The 19,002-nt window shown below is 48.0% G+C and carries 14 protein-coding genes; 10 read left to right on the top strand and 4 right to left on the bottom strand.

Going from position 1 to position 19,002, the window contains the following annotated elements; all coding sequences use genetic code 11:
- On the bottom strand, positions 1–705 hold a 705-nt coding region (locus tag J5I83_RS10890), incomplete at its 3' end, for a hypothetical protein (RefSeq protein WP_304055935.1).
- Between the two features lie 184 nt (positions 706–889).
- Between J5I83_RS10890 and J5I83_RS10885 the strand changes: the two genes are divergently transcribed.
- From J5I83_RS10885 to J5I83_RS10875, 3 genes are all read left to right on the top strand, one after another.
- Entirely contained in the window at positions 890–1,540 is a 651-nt protein-coding gene (locus tag J5I83_RS10885; RefSeq protein WP_304055932.1) for a TetR/AcrR family transcriptional regulator, read from the top strand.
- A gap of 12 nt (positions 1,541–1,552) precedes the next feature.
- A complete protein-coding gene (locus J5I83_RS10880) occupies positions 1,553–2,599 on the top strand; it encodes a metal-dependent hydrolase (RefSeq protein ID WP_304055930.1) in 1,047 nt (348 codons plus the stop codon).
- Positions 2,600–2,692: 93 nt separating this feature from the next.
- Positions 2,693–3,919, top strand: coding sequence for an EAL domain-containing response regulator (locus J5I83_RS10875; protein WP_304055927.1), 1,227 nt, complete (start codon positions 2,693–2,695; stop codon positions 3,917–3,919).
- 8 nt (positions 3,920–3,927) lie between these two features.
- Here the strand turns inward: J5I83_RS10875 and fghA are convergent, their stop codons facing one another.
- Together fghA and J5I83_RS10865 are read right to left on the bottom strand one after the other, a co-directional pair.
- On the bottom strand, positions 3,928–4,779 hold the full coding sequence (fghA, locus tag J5I83_RS10870) for an S-formylglutathione hydrolase (protein WP_304055924.1): 852 nt from the start codon (positions 4,777–4,779) through the stop codon (positions 3,928–3,930).
- Between the two features lie 7 nt (positions 4,780–4,786).
- Positions 4,787–5,893 (bottom strand): S-(hydroxymethyl)glutathione dehydrogenase/class III alcohol dehydrogenase, encoded by a 1,107-nt coding sequence (locus J5I83_RS10865; RefSeq protein WP_304055922.1) that lies wholly within the window; start codon positions 5,891–5,893, stop codon positions 4,787–4,789.
- A 350-nt stretch (positions 5,894–6,243) separates the two neighbouring features.
- Between J5I83_RS10865 and J5I83_RS10860 the strand changes: the two genes are divergently transcribed.
- From J5I83_RS10860 to J5I83_RS10835, 6 genes are all read left to right on the top strand, one after another.
- Positions 6,244–6,813 (top strand): hypothetical protein, encoded by a 570-nt coding sequence (locus J5I83_RS10860; protein WP_304055921.1) that lies wholly within the window; start codon positions 6,244–6,246, stop codon positions 6,811–6,813.
- A 922-nt stretch (positions 6,814–7,735) separates the two neighbouring features.
- Positions 7,736–9,460: a YbaL family putative K(+) efflux transporter gene (ybaL, locus tag J5I83_RS10855; protein WP_304055919.1), complete on the top strand. Its 1,725-nt coding sequence runs from the start codon at positions 7,736–7,738 to the stop codon at positions 9,458–9,460.
- 367 nt (positions 9,461–9,827) lie between these two features.
- Positions 9,828–12,203, top strand: a complete 2,376-nt coding sequence (gene ppsA / locus J5I83_RS10850; RefSeq protein ID WP_304055917.1) for a phosphoenolpyruvate synthase — start codon at positions 9,828–9,830, stop codon at positions 12,201–12,203.
- Complete coding sequence (locus J5I83_RS10845) at positions 12,200–13,066, top strand: pyruvate, water dikinase regulatory protein (RefSeq protein ID WP_304055916.1); 867 nt, start codon at positions 12,200–12,202, stop codon at positions 13,064–13,066. The genes ppsA and J5I83_RS10845 overlap by 4 nt, the downstream gene beginning before the upstream one ends.
- Positions 13,067–13,192: 126 nt before the next feature.
- Positions 13,193–15,139 carry a monovalent cation:proton antiporter family protein gene (locus J5I83_RS10840; RefSeq protein ID WP_304055915.1) on the top strand — a complete coding sequence of 649 codons (1,947 nt, stop codon included), beginning with the start codon at positions 13,193–13,195 and terminating at the stop codon, positions 15,137–15,139.
- 71 nt (positions 15,140–15,210) lie between these two features.
- Positions 15,211–16,092, top strand: coding sequence for a universal stress protein (locus tag J5I83_RS10835; protein WP_304055914.1), 882 nt, complete (start codon positions 15,211–15,213; stop codon positions 16,090–16,092).
- A gap of 48 nt (positions 16,093–16,140) precedes the next feature.
- Here the strand turns inward: J5I83_RS10835 and lgt are convergent, their stop codons facing one another.
- Entirely contained in the window at positions 16,141–16,956 is an 816-nt protein-coding gene (lgt, locus tag J5I83_RS10830) for a prolipoprotein diacylglyceryl transferase (RefSeq protein ID WP_304055913.1), read from the bottom strand.
- A 109-nt stretch (positions 16,957–17,065) separates the two neighbouring features.
- On the opposite strand from lgt, the gene ilvD reads away from it, so the two are divergent.
- A complete protein-coding gene (ilvD, locus tag J5I83_RS10825) occupies positions 17,066–18,739 on the top strand; it encodes a dihydroxy-acid dehydratase (RefSeq protein ID WP_304055912.1) in 1,674 nt (557 codons plus the stop codon).
- Positions 18,740–19,002 lie beyond the last annotated feature (263 nt).

The following is a 19,002-nucleotide window of genomic DNA, read 5'->3' as shown; positions in this document are numbered from 1 at the left end:
CTGAGCAATTAGCTCCGTTAATGAGCCATCGAGTTGTGTTGTCACATCCATGCAGATATCGGAATTGACTACCAGATTGGCTTGTTCTGCAGGTGCATTGATGGTGCAATGCTGAGTACTGCCGATGAAAGATTCGAACGGATTGATGGGTAAGTTTAGATTAAATGTGATGCCATTCCACACCGAGGAAGTAACATTGCTGGTACTAAGAACGGAAATGCCGGTTTGTGTGGGTTGTGCAGGTGTTTCGCAAAAATTGGTATCGCTGGGGATCTCGATGCACTCTCCATTGGTTGTTACTGTCACTACATTGCCACTCTGACTATAAGAAAAGCCGGCAGGTACATGATCGGTATTACAGGCGGTGATATTGCTGTTGCCACCGGAGTTGGCAATGTGCTCAATCAAACCTGGAAGACTGTCGATGAATGTCGGGTTATTGCCCCAAGGGCCTCCCAAAACATAAACGCCGTTATCATTCTTATTGACACCGGCATAAGTATTCGCTTCTGGATAGAACCGGTATAGCCAGGGTTCCAGGCTTTGTGTGGCCCGGCGGCTGGGAAAGAACTCAGGATAGGTGTTTTCAGCCCAGTTGAGCAGTTTTTCAGTATCACTCGTAATATCGGCGGAAGCGAAGTTGATGTTGCCAAGCAGAGTAAAGGTGCAGGCGGATAACATTAACTGCTTCATAAGGTATTTCATGTTTTTATTACCTCCGGTTTTTATTTGATGAAATGAATTTTTACTTAATTAGATGGAGTATCCTATCCTTATCAAGATGGAATACTGTGAGAATGTTCTCATGTTATATATTGGAGATAAAGTACGATTTAGCTAAAAAGTGGTATTTCTTGTAATTGAGCAGGAGTCACTTAAGGAGATCAAGATGATGACAGGAAGTGAGAATGTTCGTGATGCAATTGTCAATACTGCAGTTGCGCTGGGTGCACGTACTTCGTGGGAAGCTGTTCGTCTTTATGATATTGCGGCTGAGTTAAATATTACGTTGGATGAAATCCACAGCCACTTTCGTGAGAAGGAAGATCTGGTTGATGCCTGGTTTGATCGTGCTGACAGCATCATGTTACGAGAGACGGATAGTCCAGGCTTTTTGACGTTAACGCCGCAGCAGCGTATCCATTGTCTCATTATGATTTGGCTTGACGCCCTGGCTATTGAACGTAAGGTGACGCGGCAAATGATTCTGGCAAAACTGGAACTTGGGCACATCCATATTCAAATTCCTGCCGTGATGCGTATTAGTCGTACTGTGCAATGGATTCGTGAGGCGGCGCAGCGTGATGCCACATTTGTGCGGCGTGCGCTGGAGGAGTCTGCATTGACCACTATTTATCTGATGACTTTCTTTTTCTGGATGCAGGATGAATCATTAGGATCGAATAGAACGCGCCAATTTCTGGACCGCAATCTAAGCTTGGCCATGTGGCTGGGCCACACTGTGTATGGTGATAAGCCTCCTGTGGCTCAAACTACAATTGATCAAATCAGCTTGCCATCCACGGAACAGATCCGCTGAAAATCCAACGTCATGGACCCGTTAACTCATGCCTTAAGTGGGGCGTTGCTGGTACGTGCGGCTGAACCAGTGCTGCCGGCGCTGCAAGTTCTGCCATTGCGAACCCGCCTGACTGTTGGCATGATTGCAGCAGTTTTCCCTGATATTGACGTTGCATTACGCTTGGTCGATACCCTTACCTATCTGAACTGGCATCAGGGGCCTACCCACGCATTAGTGATGTTGCCGCTATGGGCATTCTTGCTGGCGCATGTATTTTCCTGGGGAATACGCGGTAGCTATTCATGGCAGCTTTTTTTTATGCCGTCCTGTCTGGGTATCGCTATACATATTGCAGGTGATTCGATCACTTCTTATGGAGTGATGCTGCTGGCGCCTTTTTCAACTGAACGGTTTTCTGTGCCGCTGGCATTTGTTGTTGATCCATGGCTGAGCGCCATCATTGTCTTGGGACTGGTTGTGAGCCGGATGTTGCCTCAAAAGAAGCATATCGCTGGCTTTGCACTTGTTTGCCTTAGCTGTTATGTCGTGTTTTTAACTTTGTTGTATGAACGGGCGAAGGAGATGGGATTAGTCTATGCCCAGAAAATGACGCTTAACCAAGCAATCATCAGCGTGTTGCCGCAGCCTTTTTCACCTTTCAATTGGAAGATTATCGTCATGGAAGGGGAAACTTATCATATCCTGCTAGTTAATCTGGGGCGTGAGTCATGGGCTACCTTATTTGATATTGGCGTGTTATCAAGGATGGCTGCTGTTTATCAACCGATGACTTCAGCAAATTGGCAACAACTTAAACAGTTTGGTGATTTTGCTGCTGAGAGTATACTGGCGCGTGAAGTTTGGCATCAGCCCGTGCTGGCAGATTTCCGGCGATTTGCGGTGTTTCCGCAATTGGATAGAATTGATTACTCTGAAAGAGGTGTGTGCATCTGGTTTTATGATTTAAGGTTTAAATTTCCTCTGTTGCCGCCATCGTTCCGTTATGCCGGGTGCAGAGAAGAGGAGGGTACTGGTTGGGTTTTGCAGCGTCAGCAAGGGACGTTCTGGATTGATTAAGCATCTAGGAGTTTTTAGCAACGCTGCTGTTAAGTGAAACTGCATTATTAAAGCTTATAACTGATTATTAATTTTTTCCTGGAAAGGAACATTATGGTCGAAAGATCTGCGATCAAGATTCTGATTCTTGACGATGACCCATTTATGCTCAAACTATTGGCGCGTATACTGGCAAATCAAGGATTTACTGCCGTTGTTTGTTGTGATAATGGGCGCGACGCGCTGGCGCAGGTGGATAATGAGACGACGCGGCCTGATCTGATACTGCTTGATTTGAACATGCCGGGGATGGATGGAATTGAATTCGTACGTTACCTCGTGGAGCGGCAGTTTACTGGCAGTCTGATTCTGGTGAGTGGTGAAGACATGCGCATGCTGAGAACAGCCGAGAGATTGGTGCAGGCGCATAAAATTCATATGCTGGGTTATCTACAGAAGCCCGTGAAAAATGAAGCATTGCTGGCTTTGTTGACGCAGTGGGTACCACCATCGCCAATGAAACCGTCCGTAGTTAAAAAAAAATATAGTGCGGAAGAAATAAGGTTAGCTATCAATGAGGATAATTTAGTGAATTATTATCAGCCCAAGGTGTCTGTTGCCAGCGGTGCGGTGATAGGTGTGGAAACCCTGGTGCGTTGGCATCACCCGCAAGATGGTCTGGTTTTTCCAGACCAGTTTATCAGTGTGGCGGAGGCCCATGGCCTGATCAATGATTTAACCCGGTTGGTGCTTTCAAAAGCATTCGCGCAGGCAAGGATCTGGCAGCAGGCTGGTTTCGAATTACGCGTAGCTGTCAACGTTTCCATGGATAATCTGGCTTCCCTGGATTTTCAGGATCTGGTTGCTGGGCTCGCTGCCGAAACAGGAATTTCACCGAACAAAGTGGTGCTGGAAGTAACCGAAAGTCAATTGATGGGAGATATGCGGGTATCACTCGAAATTCTTACTCGCCTGCGTTTAAAGCGTTTCCATCTTTCCATCGATGATTTTGGCACTGGCCATTCTTCTTTGGCGCAATTACGCGATATTCCGTTTGATGAGCTCAAGATTGACCAGGGATTCGTCCACCGCGCCTGGAAAGATGAAACACTGCGGGTGATATACGATACCAGTCTGGCACTGGCCAAACAATTGAATATGGAAGCAGTGGCCGAAGGCGTCGAAGATCGGGATGACTGGGATTTGCTGCGCCGTACCGGCTGCGATCTTGCGCAAGGCAATTTCATTTCCAAACCATTACTGGCCGAAGAGATTCCAGGCTGGATAGAGGTTTGGCTGAAAAGAGTACAAACCGAGCTGATGATAGCGAGCTCAAATTGAGTAAGATGCTATTTCTCTGTAAGCAAATTGTAATGATGCTGTAAATGGTCTGCTATGAAAGTGCTGATAAAGTAATAACCATGATCATATCCTTCATGACGGCGCAATGTCAGGGATTGCCCGGCAAGCTGGCAGGCTGCCTCAAAGCGATCTAGGTGGAGCTGCTCAGCCAGAAAAGGATCGCTGAGACCCTGGTCAATGAGCAGTGCAGGCAGTTGGTGACCTGCGCTGATTAAGTCGGTTGCATCGTGTTTGCGCCAGTTTTCCATTGATGTACCTAGATAGTGACTGAACGCCTTCTGCCCCCAGGGGCAGTGCAGTGGGGCGGCAATCGGGGCAAATGCTGAGATGGAGCGATACAAGTCCGGGTTACGCAATGCAAGTGTTAATGCACCATGACCGCCCATAGAGTGACCAAAGATGCCGACACGCTTCTGATCTGCCGGAAATTGTGCCAGAATGAGTTGATACAGTTCCTGCGTCACATAACTTTCCATGCGGAAATACTTCGACCAGGGTGCTTCCGTAGCATCCAGATAAAACCCTGCGCCAGCGCCTAAATCCCAATCATTCGCCTCACCATTAATACCTGTTTGGCGTGGACTGGTATCCATACTGACCAGCATGATGCCAAGCTGGGCAGCAATACCTTGAGCACCAGCCTTGATCATGAAAGTTTCTTCCGTGCAGGTCAGTCCAGCAAGGAAGAAAAGGACAGGTACCAACCTATTCTGGGCCTGGGGCGGCTGGTAGACCGAGAACCGCATCGGCAGACCGATAACCTCTGAATGATGCTGATAAAAACCTTGTGTGCCGCCAAAACAGCGGTGGATGCTGCGCGTTTCCAGATGGATTGCCATGTCGCTATCAATAAACAACGACCGAGCGGATTGATTTGCCTGCCTTCATCAACTGAAAGCCCTGGTTGATATCTTCCAGCTTCAAGGTATGCGTAATCAATGGGTCGATCTTGATCTTGCCTTCCATATACCAGTCGACGATTTTGGGGACATCGGTGCGGCCGCGTGCGCCACCGAAAGCGGAGCCTTCCCACTTGCGACCCGTAACGAGCTGGAAGGGGCGGGTACTGATTTCAGCGCCGGCTTCTGCCACACCTATAATGATGCTGCGTCCCCATCCCTTGTGCGTACATTCCAATGCTTGACGCATGACTTGGGTATTGCCGACACATTCAAAACTGAAATCAGCGCCGCCGCCGGTCAATTGCACAATAGCGTCGACAATATTCTCTGTTTCATTGGGATTGAGGAAATGGGTCATGCCGAATTCGCGCGCCATCGCCTCGCGTGCGGGGTTGAGATCAACGCCAATGATTTTGTCGGCACCCACCATTCTGGCGCCCTGGATGACATTCAGACCGATTCCACCGAGGCCGAATACGGCGATATTTGCTCCTGCTTCTACTTTGGCGGTGAATATCACTGCACCAATGCCGGTTGTAACTCCGCAGCCGATATAGCAGACCTTATCGAAAGGGGCATCGTTGCGGATTCTGGCCAGTGCAATTTCCGGTACGACGACATAGTTGGAAAAGGTGGAGGTACCCATGTAATGCAGGATTGGCTGACCATTGAGTGAGAAACGGGAAGTGGCATCCGGCATCAAGCCGCGGCCTTGAGTACTGCGGATCGCCTGGCAAAGATTGGTTTTTCTGGACAGGCAAAACTTACACTCACGACATTCCGGCGTATACAGAGGAATAACATGATCGCCCACTTGTAGCGACTTGACATTCGGGCCGGTATCTACCACGATGCCAGCACCTTCATGCCCCAGGATTGCTGGGAACAGTCCTTCAGGATCAGCACCGGAAAGGGTGTAATAATCAGTATGGCAAATACCCGTTGCTTTGATTTCAACCAGCACTTCGCCGGCTTTGGGCGCCATCAAATCAACCTCTTCGATCGTAAGTGGTTGCCCTGCCTGCCACGCTACAGCAGCACGTGTTTTCATGCTAACTTGTTCCTCTCTATTTGAAATAATGTTGAGCGCTCACTCTGAATGCTTAAGCATTCAATGTTCTTGGATGAACCCAGTATGGGCAAAATATTAACGTATCATCGGACTGATAGGTAGTTTTTTTATTAGTAGCTGATGATGTGAATCTGCTCATTTTCATGGAGTCTAATGTTTCCTAAGAGATAAACATGAAATGGGGCAGCCTTTTCCTTGCTTTTCAGAACAAAAATCCTGTCTGCACTGTCGAATGGTAGTAGATGTCAAAAATGGAGAAATTATGAAAATATTAGATGTAATGCTGAAAGAATGGCAAAAGAGCAATTCATCAGCAAGGAGAATGGATCGTGGCTAGACAATCAATACAATCATTGATGGCAGCCTTTATTATTGCGGTAGCATGTTATGCGGGCACAGCCATGGGGCATGGGAAAGTAACGCCGGAAGAGGATGTCTGTGTACGCCAGGTGGGTGGAAATATGCTGCACTTAAGCACATATCAACCGCAACATGACCAGAATAAGCAATACTGTACGGAGATTCCGCTAGCAGGGGAAACATATCTGGTGGTAGATCTGCTTGATCAGCCGTTGCGTAATATGCCGGTGGGGTTAAAAGTCTTTCGTGGTGATGCAGAGGAAGGCGAGACTGTTGCTCAGGTGAATGCCAATTATCATCCGGATGGTGTGATCAGCGGAATAGGCAAACTGGATAAAGGGCTTTATTCAGTGGTGGTGACCGCAGAAGGTATTCCGCCTTTGAATTATTACTATCAGCTTCGTGTTGAAATGGCTGACTACGGGAAGATAGCACGTGCCTGGATAGGCCCCATCATCGCGATGTTATTCTTACTCTGGCTGACGCAAAGATTTATGCAATCCGGGCGCTGGCGCACATGGTTCGATTCTCTTCGCTAATGGATATTAGCGCCCTATATAAAGCAAGTAGCAAGTAGCAAGTAGCAAGTAGCAAGTAAAAAATTACATATAAGAAAAGTAAGCCTCCGGCAGAACCGGAGGCTTACTTTTATCAGCCCTGCTAAGAGATAAAAAGCCGGGCACTACCTGAAGGTTAGAGCTGGCATCATAGATCAGCTCTGAATTGACCATAAGATTCATCCATACTGACCAAGTTAATTTCTGCTGATTTCCAGCGCCAGTACTTCAATTATCATTAATAAGCTTCAACAGCGGCCTTCACCGATACTAAATTAGTAGCTATCACAGCAAATAGCGGAAAGCTTTGCTGAGTCAAAGCGTCACTCGTAGAGTTTATGAGAGTTACCGTTTGAAGTATTGGAGACGCTCATCCGATAAAAAACTTGTAAAAAAGTACCTAATCATATGACATTAGGCTGAGAGAGCAGAATTGCATCATTAAATACACAGTGCGAACACAACGTGTTACAAAATGAGTTGTAACTATTATTGCAGCTCTGCAATTTCTGATCGTTTGCCCTTCGGAGCCAAGGATAGCGTTTTCATGGTGGCAAATAGCAGAGAGAGTTTTATCTATTAGTCATTTCATCATTACAGCGAGTTCGCAAACGGGCAGTCCAACGCGACTAACAGCGTACGTGACTATATTGCTTTCTAGTAAAAAGCTGCTCAGTTAATTTCTGAAATGAATAGAATTGTACGACTTCTTTGTTTCAGAGCGAGAAGATATTTTCATAAGACGAATCTAGTGTCGTTGCTGATCCAAATCAGTTAGCAAGTGATCTACGAATTGCAGTCCGGTTGGCTTGGGTAAGCGGAAAGTCCAATATCATAGACTATCGAGATGCACGAAGAAAATGCTTGAGCGATTTTGCAGCATGCATAACAAATGGGAAACTGAATGGAACACAATATTTCTTTAATCACTACTATTGCCGTCGCCTTCGGTATTGCACTAATACTGGGTTTCATTGCTGAGCGAATCAGGATGCCAGCACTGGTTGGTTATCTAATCACGGGCATCATCATTGGTCCAGCAACACCTGGTTTTGTTGCCGATGTAGCCATTGCCTCCCAGCTATCAGAAATCGGTGTTATGTTGCTGATGTTCGGTGTTGGTCTTCATTTTTCCCTTAGTGACCTGCTTGCGGTAAAACGTATTGCTATACCGGGTGCTGTGGTCCAGATGGGGTTAGCGACGGTGTTAGGTATGAGTATGGCCTACTGGTGGGGCTGGAGTCTGGGGAGCGGATTGATCTTTGGGTTATCGTTATCTTGTGCCAGTACTGTCGTGCTGCTCAAGGCGCTTGAAGTTCGTGGCATTCTCGAAACAATGAACGGACGCATCGCGGTAGGTTGGCTGGTAGTTGAGGATCTTGCCACGGTACTAGTTCTGGTGCTGCTTCCCCCGCTTGCGGGTGTATTGGGCAGCACAGCAGCGAGTGCCGTAAATACTACCTCCTTATGGATTACTCTTGGACAAACCTTATTGCAGGTTTCGGCTTTCATTGCTCTGATGTTGATCGCTGGCCACCGTATGCTGCCCTGGCTATTGTGGCAAATCGCGCGTACAGGTTCGCGGGAACTGTTTACCCTGGCAGTGATTGCTGCTGCAATTAGCATTGCCTATGGCGCAGCAGAATTATTCAGTGTGTCATTTGCACTAGGTGCTTTCTTTGCTGGTATGGTAATGCGCGAATCTGAGTTTAGTCACCGTGCCGCCCAGGAGTCTTTACCGCTTCGTGATGCATTTTCAGTGCTTTTTTTTGTAGCAGTGGGTATGTTGTTCGAGCCGACGGTACTGATCGATCAACCGACTCATGTCCTGGGTGTGGTCGCCATTATTATCATTGGAAAATCAATTGCGGCACTGCTATTGGTGCTAGCTTTTCGCTATCCTCTCAATACTGCCCTGACGGTTGCGACCAGTCTAGCTCAGATCGGTGAGTTTTCCTTTATTCTGGCTGGATTAGGATTGTCGCTCGGACTTTTGGCTTCTGAAGGCATGAATCTGGTACTGGCTGGTGCGCTGATTTCTATTGCACTGAATCCCTTCCTGTTTACGCTCATCGAGCCATTTAGAAAGTGGCTTCTTAATCGCTCTGAGCTGGCGCGCAGCCTAGAGCGCCGGGAAGATCCTTATGCAGAATTGCCGATGAGTACTGAACGTAAGTATCTCGAAGGCCAAGTAGTGCTGATAGGTTACGGTCGAGTTGGGCGTCGCATTGCCGATGTTCTGGATATGCAGGGTATTCCTTATGTCATTGCAGAGCGGAACCGCGAATTGGTTGAGGATTTGCGTAATAAAGGTATCGTTGCCGTCTCAGGGGATGCTACCGATCCGGCAGTATTGATTCAAGCTCATATCGCGGATGCGGCAATGCTTGTTATCGCGACGCCAGATTTGCTGAATGTTCGCCAAATGGTTGACACCGCACGCACGCTCAACCCCGACATCGAAATCGTGCTGCGCACTCATAGTGAGGATGAGTCGCAATTATTGCGCAAAGACAACATCGGTACGGTTTTCTTTGGCGAGGAAGAGCTTGCCAGAGGTATCGCGAGTCATGTTTTGCAACGTTTTGCGCCACGGTCGACAGCACCTGTGCATGACAAGCATGCATGAGGGCATCGCTGAGTGGGCTTGAGGCAAAATGTTAGATTGCAACGTGCGATTTTTGCAGAATCAATATGTTACAAATAATCAATCAGGAAGTGACTGACTCGCGATGCTTCAGCAAGACAGGATATGTATACTGGGTGCTGAGGTCAATGGCTAATGTCAAACCGGAACAGTCGATCGGTTATCCAAGGCTGCCGTACATTTATATGATTAGTTGCGATATGGTGCCAGAACATGACTCAGGAAAGTAAACAAAGAGAAAGAGATTTCCATATTCAGAATACGGATATGAGTCATGGGAATGCTAAAATCCAAAAGTGTGGACAATCAAAATCGGATTTCTTTTTATTTCAGGAACCAGGAGTTCGCGATGAATGATTATATTGTGTGGTTTGATCAGTTGAGTAAGGATGATGTCGGCATTGTCGGCGGTAAGAACGCTTCATTAGGAGAGATGATCCGCCATCTCAGTCAAGCGGGCGTCAATGTGCCGACTGGTTTTGCCACTACTACCCATGCCTATTGCGATTTTCTGGCGAGTAATGGCCTTACAATGCGCATCAAGCAATTGCTTGATCAATTGGATGTCAGCGATATCAACGCCCTTACTACGGTAGGAAAAACAATTCGTGGTTGGTTGCTGGAAGCGTCGTTGCCTAACGCGCTGCTGCAGGCAGTTACTCAGGCCTATCAGCAACTAGTGGCGGATAGTGGTGGTGATGCGGTTTCATTTGCCGTGCGTTCATCTGCAACGGCTGAAGACTTGGCAGATGCCTCATTTGCAGGTCAGCAAGAAACGTTGCTAAATATTCGTGGCTTGGAGCAAATTTTCGCAGCGATCAAAGTTGTGTTTGCATCGCTATATAACGATCGCGCTATTGCTTATCGTGTCCATCACCACTTCCAGCATGACAAAGTATACCTGTCGGCAGGGATTCAGAAAATGGTGCGCAGTGATCTCGGAGCAAGTGGGGTGGTATTTACGCTGGATACCGAATCAGGTTTTCGCGATGTTATTTTCATCACGGCAACGTATGGTCTGGGCGAAACCATTGTGCAGGGAAAGGTCAATCCGGATGAATTTTATGTTTATAAGCGAGGGCTTGAGGCAGGCAGATCGGCCATTCTTTCACGACGTTTAGGTGCTAAGGCCATAGAGATGATTTATGGCGAAGAGGATAAACAGGGTTCACCCACCTTGATACGCTCAGTGGAAGCGGAGCGACGTCAGCGTTTCTGTCTATCTGATGAGCAGGTCGAAGCGCTGGCATGGCAGGCTTTGCTCATTGAAAAGCATTACGCTCGTCCAATGGATATTGAGTGGGCGTTGGATGGTCAGGATGGACAGCTTTATATTGTCCAGGCTCGCCCTGAAACGGTTGAAAGCCGGGCAGGCCCCTTGATAGAGCATTTTAGATTGAGTCAGAAAGGAAAAGTGTTGACCGAAGGTCGCGCCATTGGACAGAAAATTGGACAGGGGGTGGCGCGCCTGATCATGCATACCGGTCAGATGCAGGATATTCAGCCAGGAGAGGTGCTGGTTACCGATATGACTGATCCGGACTGGGAGCCGATCATGAAACGGGCTGCTGCAATCGTCACTAACCGAGGCGGACGTACTTGTCATGCCGCGATTGTTGCGCGTGAACTGGGGATTCCGGCAGTGGTGGGATGTGGTGATGCCACGACGCAGATCAATAATGGCACGGAAATCACCATTTCCTGTGCAGAAGGGGATACCGGCTATATTTATGAAGGGCTGCTCCGGTTTGAGCACACGACAGCCGATCCCGGTGAGCTGCCTGATCTGCCTGTTAAAATCATGATGAATGTTGGTAATCCATCGCACGCGTTTGCTTTCTCTCGTATACCAAATCGGGGCGTTGGGCTGGCGCGGTTGGAGTTCATTATCAATAATATTATCGGCATTCACCCAAAGGCATTGCTGGAATTTACTCAATTGCCACAAGAGCTAAGAAATGAGATCAGCAAGCGAATCGCCGGTTATGCTGATCCGGTCAACTTTTATGTGAATAAACTGGTGGAAGGTATTGCAACGCTGGCAGCAGCTTTCCATCCGCACGCTGTGATCGTGCGTACTTCCGACTTTAAATCCAATGAATACGCTAATCTGATTGGAGGTGATCGTTATGAACCATCGGAAGAGAACCCCATGATTGGCTTTCGTGGGGCCTCGCGATATCTGGCGACTGCATTTCGTGATTGTTTTGAGCTGGAGTGTCAGGCGTTACGCAAAGTGCGTGATGAAATGGGGCTGACCAATGTTGAGATCATGATTCCATTCTGCCGTACCCTGGAAGAAGCCCAGCAAGTCACCGAGCTGCTCGCATCACAGGGCCTTACGCGCGGCCAGAATGGTTTGCGCTTGATCATGATGTGCGAGATTCCTTCCAATGCAGTGCTGGCAGAGGAATTTCTGCAATATTTTGATGGTTTTTCTATTGGTTCAAACGATATGACCCAGTTAACGCTGGGAATTGATCGCGATTCCAGTCTGGTGTCGCACTTGTTTGATGAGCGTAATCCGGCTGTTAAGAAGATCCTCAAAATGGCGATAGATGCCTGCCGCAAGCAAGGTAAATACATCGGTATCTGTGGTCAGGGGCCGTCTGATTATCCTGATTTTGCCGCTTGGCTGTTTGAGCAAGACATCGGTAGTCTATCGCTGAATCCTGATACAGTTGTGGATACCTGGCTGCATCTTGCTAGTTTGCACAAATCGTGATCAAGCAAAAACGCACTGTTTTTTATTTGTCGGACCGGACCGGTATTACTGCGGAAACACTCGGGCACAGCTTATTGACCCAGTTTGACGGGATTGAATGGGAAAAAATCAATGCACCGTTTCTGGATGATATGACCAAGGCTCATGCCTTGGTAGAGCGGATTAATCGTGCTGCCGAGCGTGATGGTCATCGGCCACTGGTTTTCAGTACCCTGCTCAAACCGGATATCCTTGAGTTGATCCGGCAGGCAAACTGTCGCGTATATGATTTTTTTGAAACATTTATCAGCTCAATCGAGCAAGAATTGCAGCAACCGTTTGCACGGATAGCTGGACGTTCTCATGGGGTTCAGCATCATCTGTCTTATTTCAAGCGGATTGCAGCAGTCAATTATGTGCTGGCGCACGATGATGGGGTTAACCCGAAAAATTTTATGGAAGCTGATATTATTCTGATAGGGGTGTCACGCGCTGGTAAAACACCTACTTGCCTTTATCTGGCGCTGCAGTATGGGATTGCTGCCGCAAATTATCCACTTACCCAGGAAGATATGCCTGCGCTACAGCTCCCCCAAGTGCTTGAATCTGTAACAAGCAAATTATTTGGTTTGACACTTAGCGCAGCGCAACTGCATTTTATTCGTCAGGAGCGTCGTCCTAATAGTCAATATGCATCGCTTGCCCAGTGTCAGCAGGAAATTCAATGGCAGGAATCTTTATTTCAGCTTTTCAATATTCCCTACCTGGATACAACACATACCTCTATCGAAGAAATCAGCGCTATCATTCTTGATCGCAGCGGTTTGAAAAGGCAGCTATATGGCTATGAAAAAGCTCGTAGGAGCAGCACTGAGCCACATTGAGGATATGATGGATAAGATAATCCATGCCAGTACCTCGCAACTTAAGGTATAGCGTTCACGATCCAGTACATTCCCGATATCCCTGAAAAATTTCTGATGATGGAACAGTTTTTCCTCCAAATTCTTATGCTGCTTGGAACAGCAGTGGTCATTGTGGTTGCTTTTCATCGGCTTCACATCCCGCCAAGTTTGGGCTATTTGCTGGTCGGTGTTCTGTTCAGCTCCTATACACCAGGACCGGTTATTGAAGCACAGCCTATCCACACGCTGGCTGAGTTTGGTATTGTTTTTCTATTATTTACTATTGGGCTGAATTTTTCACTTCCGCAAATCCATGCTTTACGTGGTTTGGTATTGAGCTTAGGGACAGCCCAGGTACTCCTGACTACCATTGCTGTAGGTGTCGTAGTATGGTTAATGGGCTTGCCAGTTGCTGCATCTTTTGTGGTAGGAGCGGTATTTGCTCAATCTTCCACCATGATCATTAGCAAAACGCTGATTGAACAAGGAGAGGAACACAGCCGGCATGGGAGGCTCGGTACAGCCATGTCTATCTTTCAGGATGTCACGGCGGTTCCTTTTCTGATTGTTATTCCTGCGCTTAGTGCGGCAACCATTGGCATTGGCGCATTGGTGAGCTCGCTCGGCATAGCGTTTGCTAAAGCTGTCCTGGCATTCGTGCTGGTATTTATCGCGGGTAGAAAGCTGCTGCGGCCTTTGTTTCATTTAGTAGCAGCGCAACGATCGGCAGAGATATTTACGCTGACAGTATTGTTTGTTTCTCTGATAGCAGCATGGATTACCCAGAATCTAGGGATGTCTACTGCATTTGGCGCTTTTCTTGCAGGAATGGTATTGGGTGAAACAGAATTTCGTCATCAAGTGGAATCGACCATACGACCTATTCGCGATGTATTGCTGGGTTTATTTTTTGTCGGAATCGGCATGTTATTCGACTTATCCGTATTTCCGCAGATATGGCAGTGGGCCCTGGCTGGCGCTGTGGTGCTGATGGTGTTCAAGGCCTTTATCGTGGCGCACATTGTCCAGTTCGCGCGAATTGAGCCATTGACTGCATGGCGTACTGGATGGCTGTTGGCAGTGGGTGGAGAATTTGGCTTTGCCTTACTGAGTATTGCGCTTGGCATGCAGGCTATTGACCAGGAAACCGGTCAGATCGTGCTTGCATCGGTGCTGCTTTCCATGATCGTGGCACCATTTCTGATTCGTTACAATCATGTGCTTGCCAGTCTTTTTGTACGGCAGCAAGCTTCCCTGCGTGAAGATATAGCATTGCAATTGCATACTGAGACTATCAGTAATTTAAGAAATCATGTCATTATTTGCGGTTATGGGCGTATTGGCCAAAGTGTCGCTCATTTTCTGGAGGAGGAGCAGATACCCTACGTTGCGTTGGATCTCGATCCTGTAAAAGTAAAGGAGGCACATATTGCCGGTGAAAAGGTTTTTTATGGAGATGCTGCGGAACGCGATATTCTCGAGGGGGTTGGTGTTAGCGCTGCTCGACTTATCGTGATTAGTCACGAAGATATCATGTCTGCTCATAAGGTTCTGCATCATGCACGAGATTTGCGCCCGGATCTTCCGGTGATGGTGCGTACCCGTGATGAAAGTCATGTAGATGAACTGCGGGCAAGTGGTGCGACAGAAGTGGTGCCAGAAACGTTGGAAGCTGCGCTGATGATTGCTGCGCATGCGCTAGTGCTGCTGGATGTGCCGATTTCGCGCGTAATGCGTCGCATGCAGCAACAGCGGGATAAGCGCTATCATTTGCTGCGTGAGTTTTACCGAGGCAACAATATATTTGCCGATTCTTCTCAAGCGCACAATGCTGATCGGCTTCGACCGGTCATTCTGCCACCAGATAGTAACGCTGCAGGGCGCACTCTACGAGAATTCCAGCTTGAAGGAGTTGCGGTAACCGCCCTGGTACGGCAAGGGAAGCGGCAGCTTACGCCCTCACTTGATATCCCGTTGCAGGGGGGGGACGTGATTGTGCTGTTCGGTTCACCTGATGATTTGGAGCGTGCGGAGCAAACTTTATCTGCCTAATTTTAGATAAAGATTGACTGAACTGTGTTGGCAAATGATTAATACGGAGAACAATCATAGGAGATTACCGCATGATACGTATACAGTCTATATTGGCTGCGACCGATTTTTCTGTTGATGCGCAATACGCTGCTGAACGTGCAGCAATAATTGCTGCAGCACATGAAGTATCACAGGGTGTGATACTTCATGTACTCGAATCGTCATGGCTGGATACCCTGAAACACTTTGTCAATCTACCAGTGGAAGCAGAACGGTCCTTAGTCATAGACGCGTCCCGATCACTCGATCAACTAATTGCTAAAATCCAGCAACAAACAGGCTTTACGTTTGAATCAAGGGTTTGTGTAGGTAATGTTCTGGACCTGATCTTACAGGTTGCAGAGAATTTTGATTTATTGGCGCTGGGTGCGCGTGGAGAAAACCCGCTGCGTGATGTTACGATTGGAACGACTGCTGAACGGCTTATCCGGCAAAGCCGAAAACCCATACTCGTTGTCAGAAACGAAGCTAAAACTACTTATCAGCGCGTGCTTGTTACTGTCGATTTTTCGCCAAATTCATTGACAGCATTCGCATACAGCAATGTGATTGCACCGCACAGTGAAATTTATCTGATACATATTTTTGAAGCACTCTTTGAAGGTAAGATGCTATACGCAGGCGTCAGGGATGAAATCATTCAGGAATACCGTATCAATGCACGCCGCGAAGCCGAAGCGGAGATGAGGAGGTTTATCGAAGCATCAGGAGTGGAGAGAGGTAATATCTATCGTTTTATCGAACATGGGCATCATGTTCCCAGCAAACTACTGGATAAGGCGCGCGAAATCAGTGCGGATCTGGTCATCGTTGGCAAGCACGGCAAATCACTGGTTGAACAATTGTTGTTGGGCAGCGTGACGCTGCATCTGCTGAGAGAATGTCCTTGTGACGTGCTGGTTGCACAATAAGCAGAAGCAATTGTAACTGCGGTGCGCAATGTAACTTACTGGAAGCCCTTAACGGCGATTCCTGACTTTGGATGTTGGTTGATTTGATGAGCGCTGTGCCCAAAGCAGCAATCCTATACCGACAGCAATCATGGGCAGAGACAGCCACTGCCCCATGCTGACCCCTAAAGTTAATACGCCCATAAAGCCGTCATCAGGTTCACGGAAAAATTCTGCAAACGAGCGGAATACGCCATACCCAATCATAAACATGCCGGAGACAGCGCCCACCGGCCGGGGCTTACTTGAATAGATCCAAAGCAAAATAAACAGCATAATTCCTTCCAGGGAAAATTCATACAACTGAGAGGGATGTCGCGGCAGATTGTCGACATGCGGAAAAATCATGCCCCAGGCAGCATCTGTGGGCCGCCCCCATAATTCACCATTGATGAAATTGCCGATACGGCCTGCTCCCAACCCTAGCGGTACCAGCGGGGCAATGAAATCAGTTACAGCAAGCCATGGTAATTTATGCTTATGTGCCAACAGGATCATGGCCATGATGACGCCAATGAGGCCACCATGAAATGACATGCCGCCTTGCCATATTGCAGCTATTTCCAGCGGGTGCTGCAAGTAATAACTGAACTGGTAGAACAAGACATGTCCTAGCCTTCCTCCCAGGATAACGCCGAGGACCCCATAGAAGAGCGCATCGTCAAGGATGTTACTGGTAAACACTGACTGTGGATTTTGCTTGATGCGATAGCGGCCAAGCAAAATAAAGAGAGAAAATCCAAACAAGTACATTAGGCCATACCAATGAATGGAAAGCGGGCCAATAGAGAGTGCGACCGGATCGAATTGGGGATGGATAAGCATAGGTTCGGTACTGATTTACGGTAAAATAATCATTATACGGTAAGTAAGCCTGTCGCAGCAGTGCACGGCTTGTTAATCAAATTGCATTTTTGGTTTTTCAGGAGAAATTATGCCAGACAATAAACGTAGTCAAGCTATTACTCAAGGAGCAAAGCGTTCTCCCAACCGCGCCATGTTGCGGGCAGTGGGTTTTTGTGACGGAGACTTTGATAAGCCCATCGTTGGAGTTGCCAATGGGTTTTCTACCATTACACCCTGTAATATGGGACTCAATGATCTGTCCCTCAGTGCCGAGCGCGCATTGAGAAAAGCAGGAGCAATGCCGCAAATGTTTGGCACGATTACGGTATCCGATGGTATCTCCATGGGAACCGAAGGGATGAAATATTCGCTCGTCTCGCGAGAAGTCATCGCGGACTCGATCGAAACAGCTGTGCAGGCAGAAAGCATGGATGGCGTGATTGCGATCGGTGGTTGTGACAAAAATATGCCGGGTGCAATGATTGCGCTGGCGCGGATGAATGTACCCGCTATCTTTGTCTATGGTGGCACCATTAAACCAGGACACTATAAAGGACAGGATCTGACAATTGTAAGCGCGTTTGAAGCCGTGGGTCAGTATACTGCTCATAAAATCGATGACAAGGAGTTACTGGAAGTTGAACGGCATGCCTGTCCTGGTGCAGGCTCGTGTGGCGGTATGTTTACGGCTAATACCATGTCGTCAGCAATCGAAGTGATGGGAATGAGCTTGCCCTACTCGTCAACCATGGCAGCAGAAGATGAAGAGAAACGGCTCAGTGCTGCCCGTTCTGCAGAAATTTTGGTCAATGCAATTAAGCGGCAAATCTTTCCGCGCGATCTGATCACACGCAAATCACTGGAAAATGCCATCTCTGTTGTGATGGCGGTTGGCGGATCGACCAATGCGGTACTGCATCTGCTAGCAATTGCGCATGCTGCCGAGGTGGATCTGAGTATTGACGATTTTGAAGAAATACGCGCACGGGTACCTGTATTGTGCGATCTGAAACCTTCGGGACGTTATGTGATCACTGACCTGCATCGAGCAGGCGGTATTCCGCAAGTCATGAAAATGCTGCTGATGCAAGGTTTGCTGCACGGGGATTGTATGACGATCAGTGGTGAAACAACAGAAGAGGTATTACGCGATGTGCCCGAGAAACCGCGCCTAGATCAGGATGTCATCAGGCAATGGGATAATCCTTTGTATGCACAGGGTCATTTGGCCATTCTCAAAGGCAATTTGTCGCTAGAAGGTTCAGTCGCTAAAATCAGTGGCGTGAGAAATCCCCGAATTACTGGACCTGCACGTGTGTTTGATTCGGAGGAGGCCTGTATGAATGCCATTCTTGCCAGGGAAATTCGGCCAGGAGATGTTGTCGTGATCCGATATGAAGGACCCAAGGGCGGACCAGGGATGAGAGAAATGTTGTCGCCTACTTCGGCGTTGATTGGTGAAGGCCTCGGCGATTCAGTGGGATTGATTACGGATGGTCGATTCTCGGGAGGGACTTACGGGATGGTGGTAGGTCATGTCGCACCGGAAGCTTTTGTGGGTGGAACCATTGCTCTGGTGAAAGAAGGTGATTCTATTACCATTGATGCGACGCAGCGCTTATTGCAGCTCAATATCTCGGAGGAGGAACTGAGGCAGCGTCGTGCGGCATGGCAGCCGCCACAACCGCGTTACACACGCGGTGTGCTGGCGAAGTTCGCAAAACTAGTATCGACTGCTAGCCGCGGAGCAATTACCGATTGACGACATGACCATGCGGTGAGTCATGTTGCTGATTACATGTCAATGAGTGCCCGATTTTTAATAATCCCAGAATCGCAATCGACTGCTTGGTTGGAGGGTTAAGGCCATGATATATTGGAGAATTTTCTGCATTTTCTTAGTCAGCTATATGATGAGGCCGCTACGGGATGCATCGCATGTTGCTCCAGGCTCAAATGCAGCATTGTGTCTTGTTACAGGTTGCGGCCTCGGCGCGCCCGCCTTGCACCAGTATCGCCACGCGC

Origin of the sequence: Nitrosomonas communis, from assembly GCF_024102715.1 — a bacterium.
GTDB classification, from domain to species: Bacteria; Pseudomonadota; Gammaproteobacteria; order Burkholderiales; family Nitrosomonadaceae; genus Nitrosomonas; species Nitrosomonas communis_B.
The sequence above is the reverse complement of the archived record's forward strand: the minus strand, read 5'-3'. Positions and strand labels throughout refer to the sequence as shown.

Bases quoted from the DNA above. Each gene is read 5' to 3' on its own strand.
- J5I83_RS10885 (WP_304055932.1), top strand. From the start codon at position 890: ATGATGACAGGAAGTGAGAATGTTCGTGATGCAATTGTCAATACTGCA.
- J5I83_RS10880 (WP_304055930.1), top strand. From the start codon at position 1,553: ATGGACCCGTTAACTCATGCCTTAAGTGGGGCGTTGCTGGTACGTGCG.
- J5I83_RS10875 (WP_304055927.1), top strand. From the start codon at position 2,693: ATGGTCGAAAGATCTGCGATCAAGATTCTGATTCTTGACGATGACCCA.
- fghA (WP_304055924.1), bottom strand. From the start codon at position 4,779: ATGGCAATCCATCTGGAAACGCGCAGCATCCACCGCTGTTTTGGCGGC.
- J5I83_RS10865 (WP_304055922.1), bottom strand. From the start codon at position 5,893: ATGAAAACACGTGCTGCTGTAGCGTGGCAGGCAGGGCAACCACTTACG.
- ybaL (WP_304055919.1), top strand. From the start codon at position 7,736: ATGGAACACAATATTTCTTTAATCACTACTATTGCCGTCGCCTTCGGT.
- ppsA (WP_304055917.1), top strand. From the start codon at position 9,828: ATGAATGATTATATTGTGTGGTTTGATCAGTTGAGTAAGGATGATGTC.
- J5I83_RS10840 (WP_304055915.1), top strand. From the start codon at position 13,193: ATGCTGCTTGGAACAGCAGTGGTCATTGTGGTTGCTTTTCATCGGCTT.
- J5I83_RS10835 (WP_304055914.1), top strand. From the start codon at position 15,211: ATGATACGTATACAGTCTATATTGGCTGCGACCGATTTTTCTGTTGAT.
- lgt (WP_304055913.1), bottom strand. From the start codon at position 16,956: ATGCTTATCCATCCCCAATTCGATCCGGTCGCACTCTCTATTGGCCCG.
- ilvD (WP_304055912.1), top strand. From the start codon at position 17,066: ATGCCAGACAATAAACGTAGTCAAGCTATTACTCAAGGAGCAAAGCGT.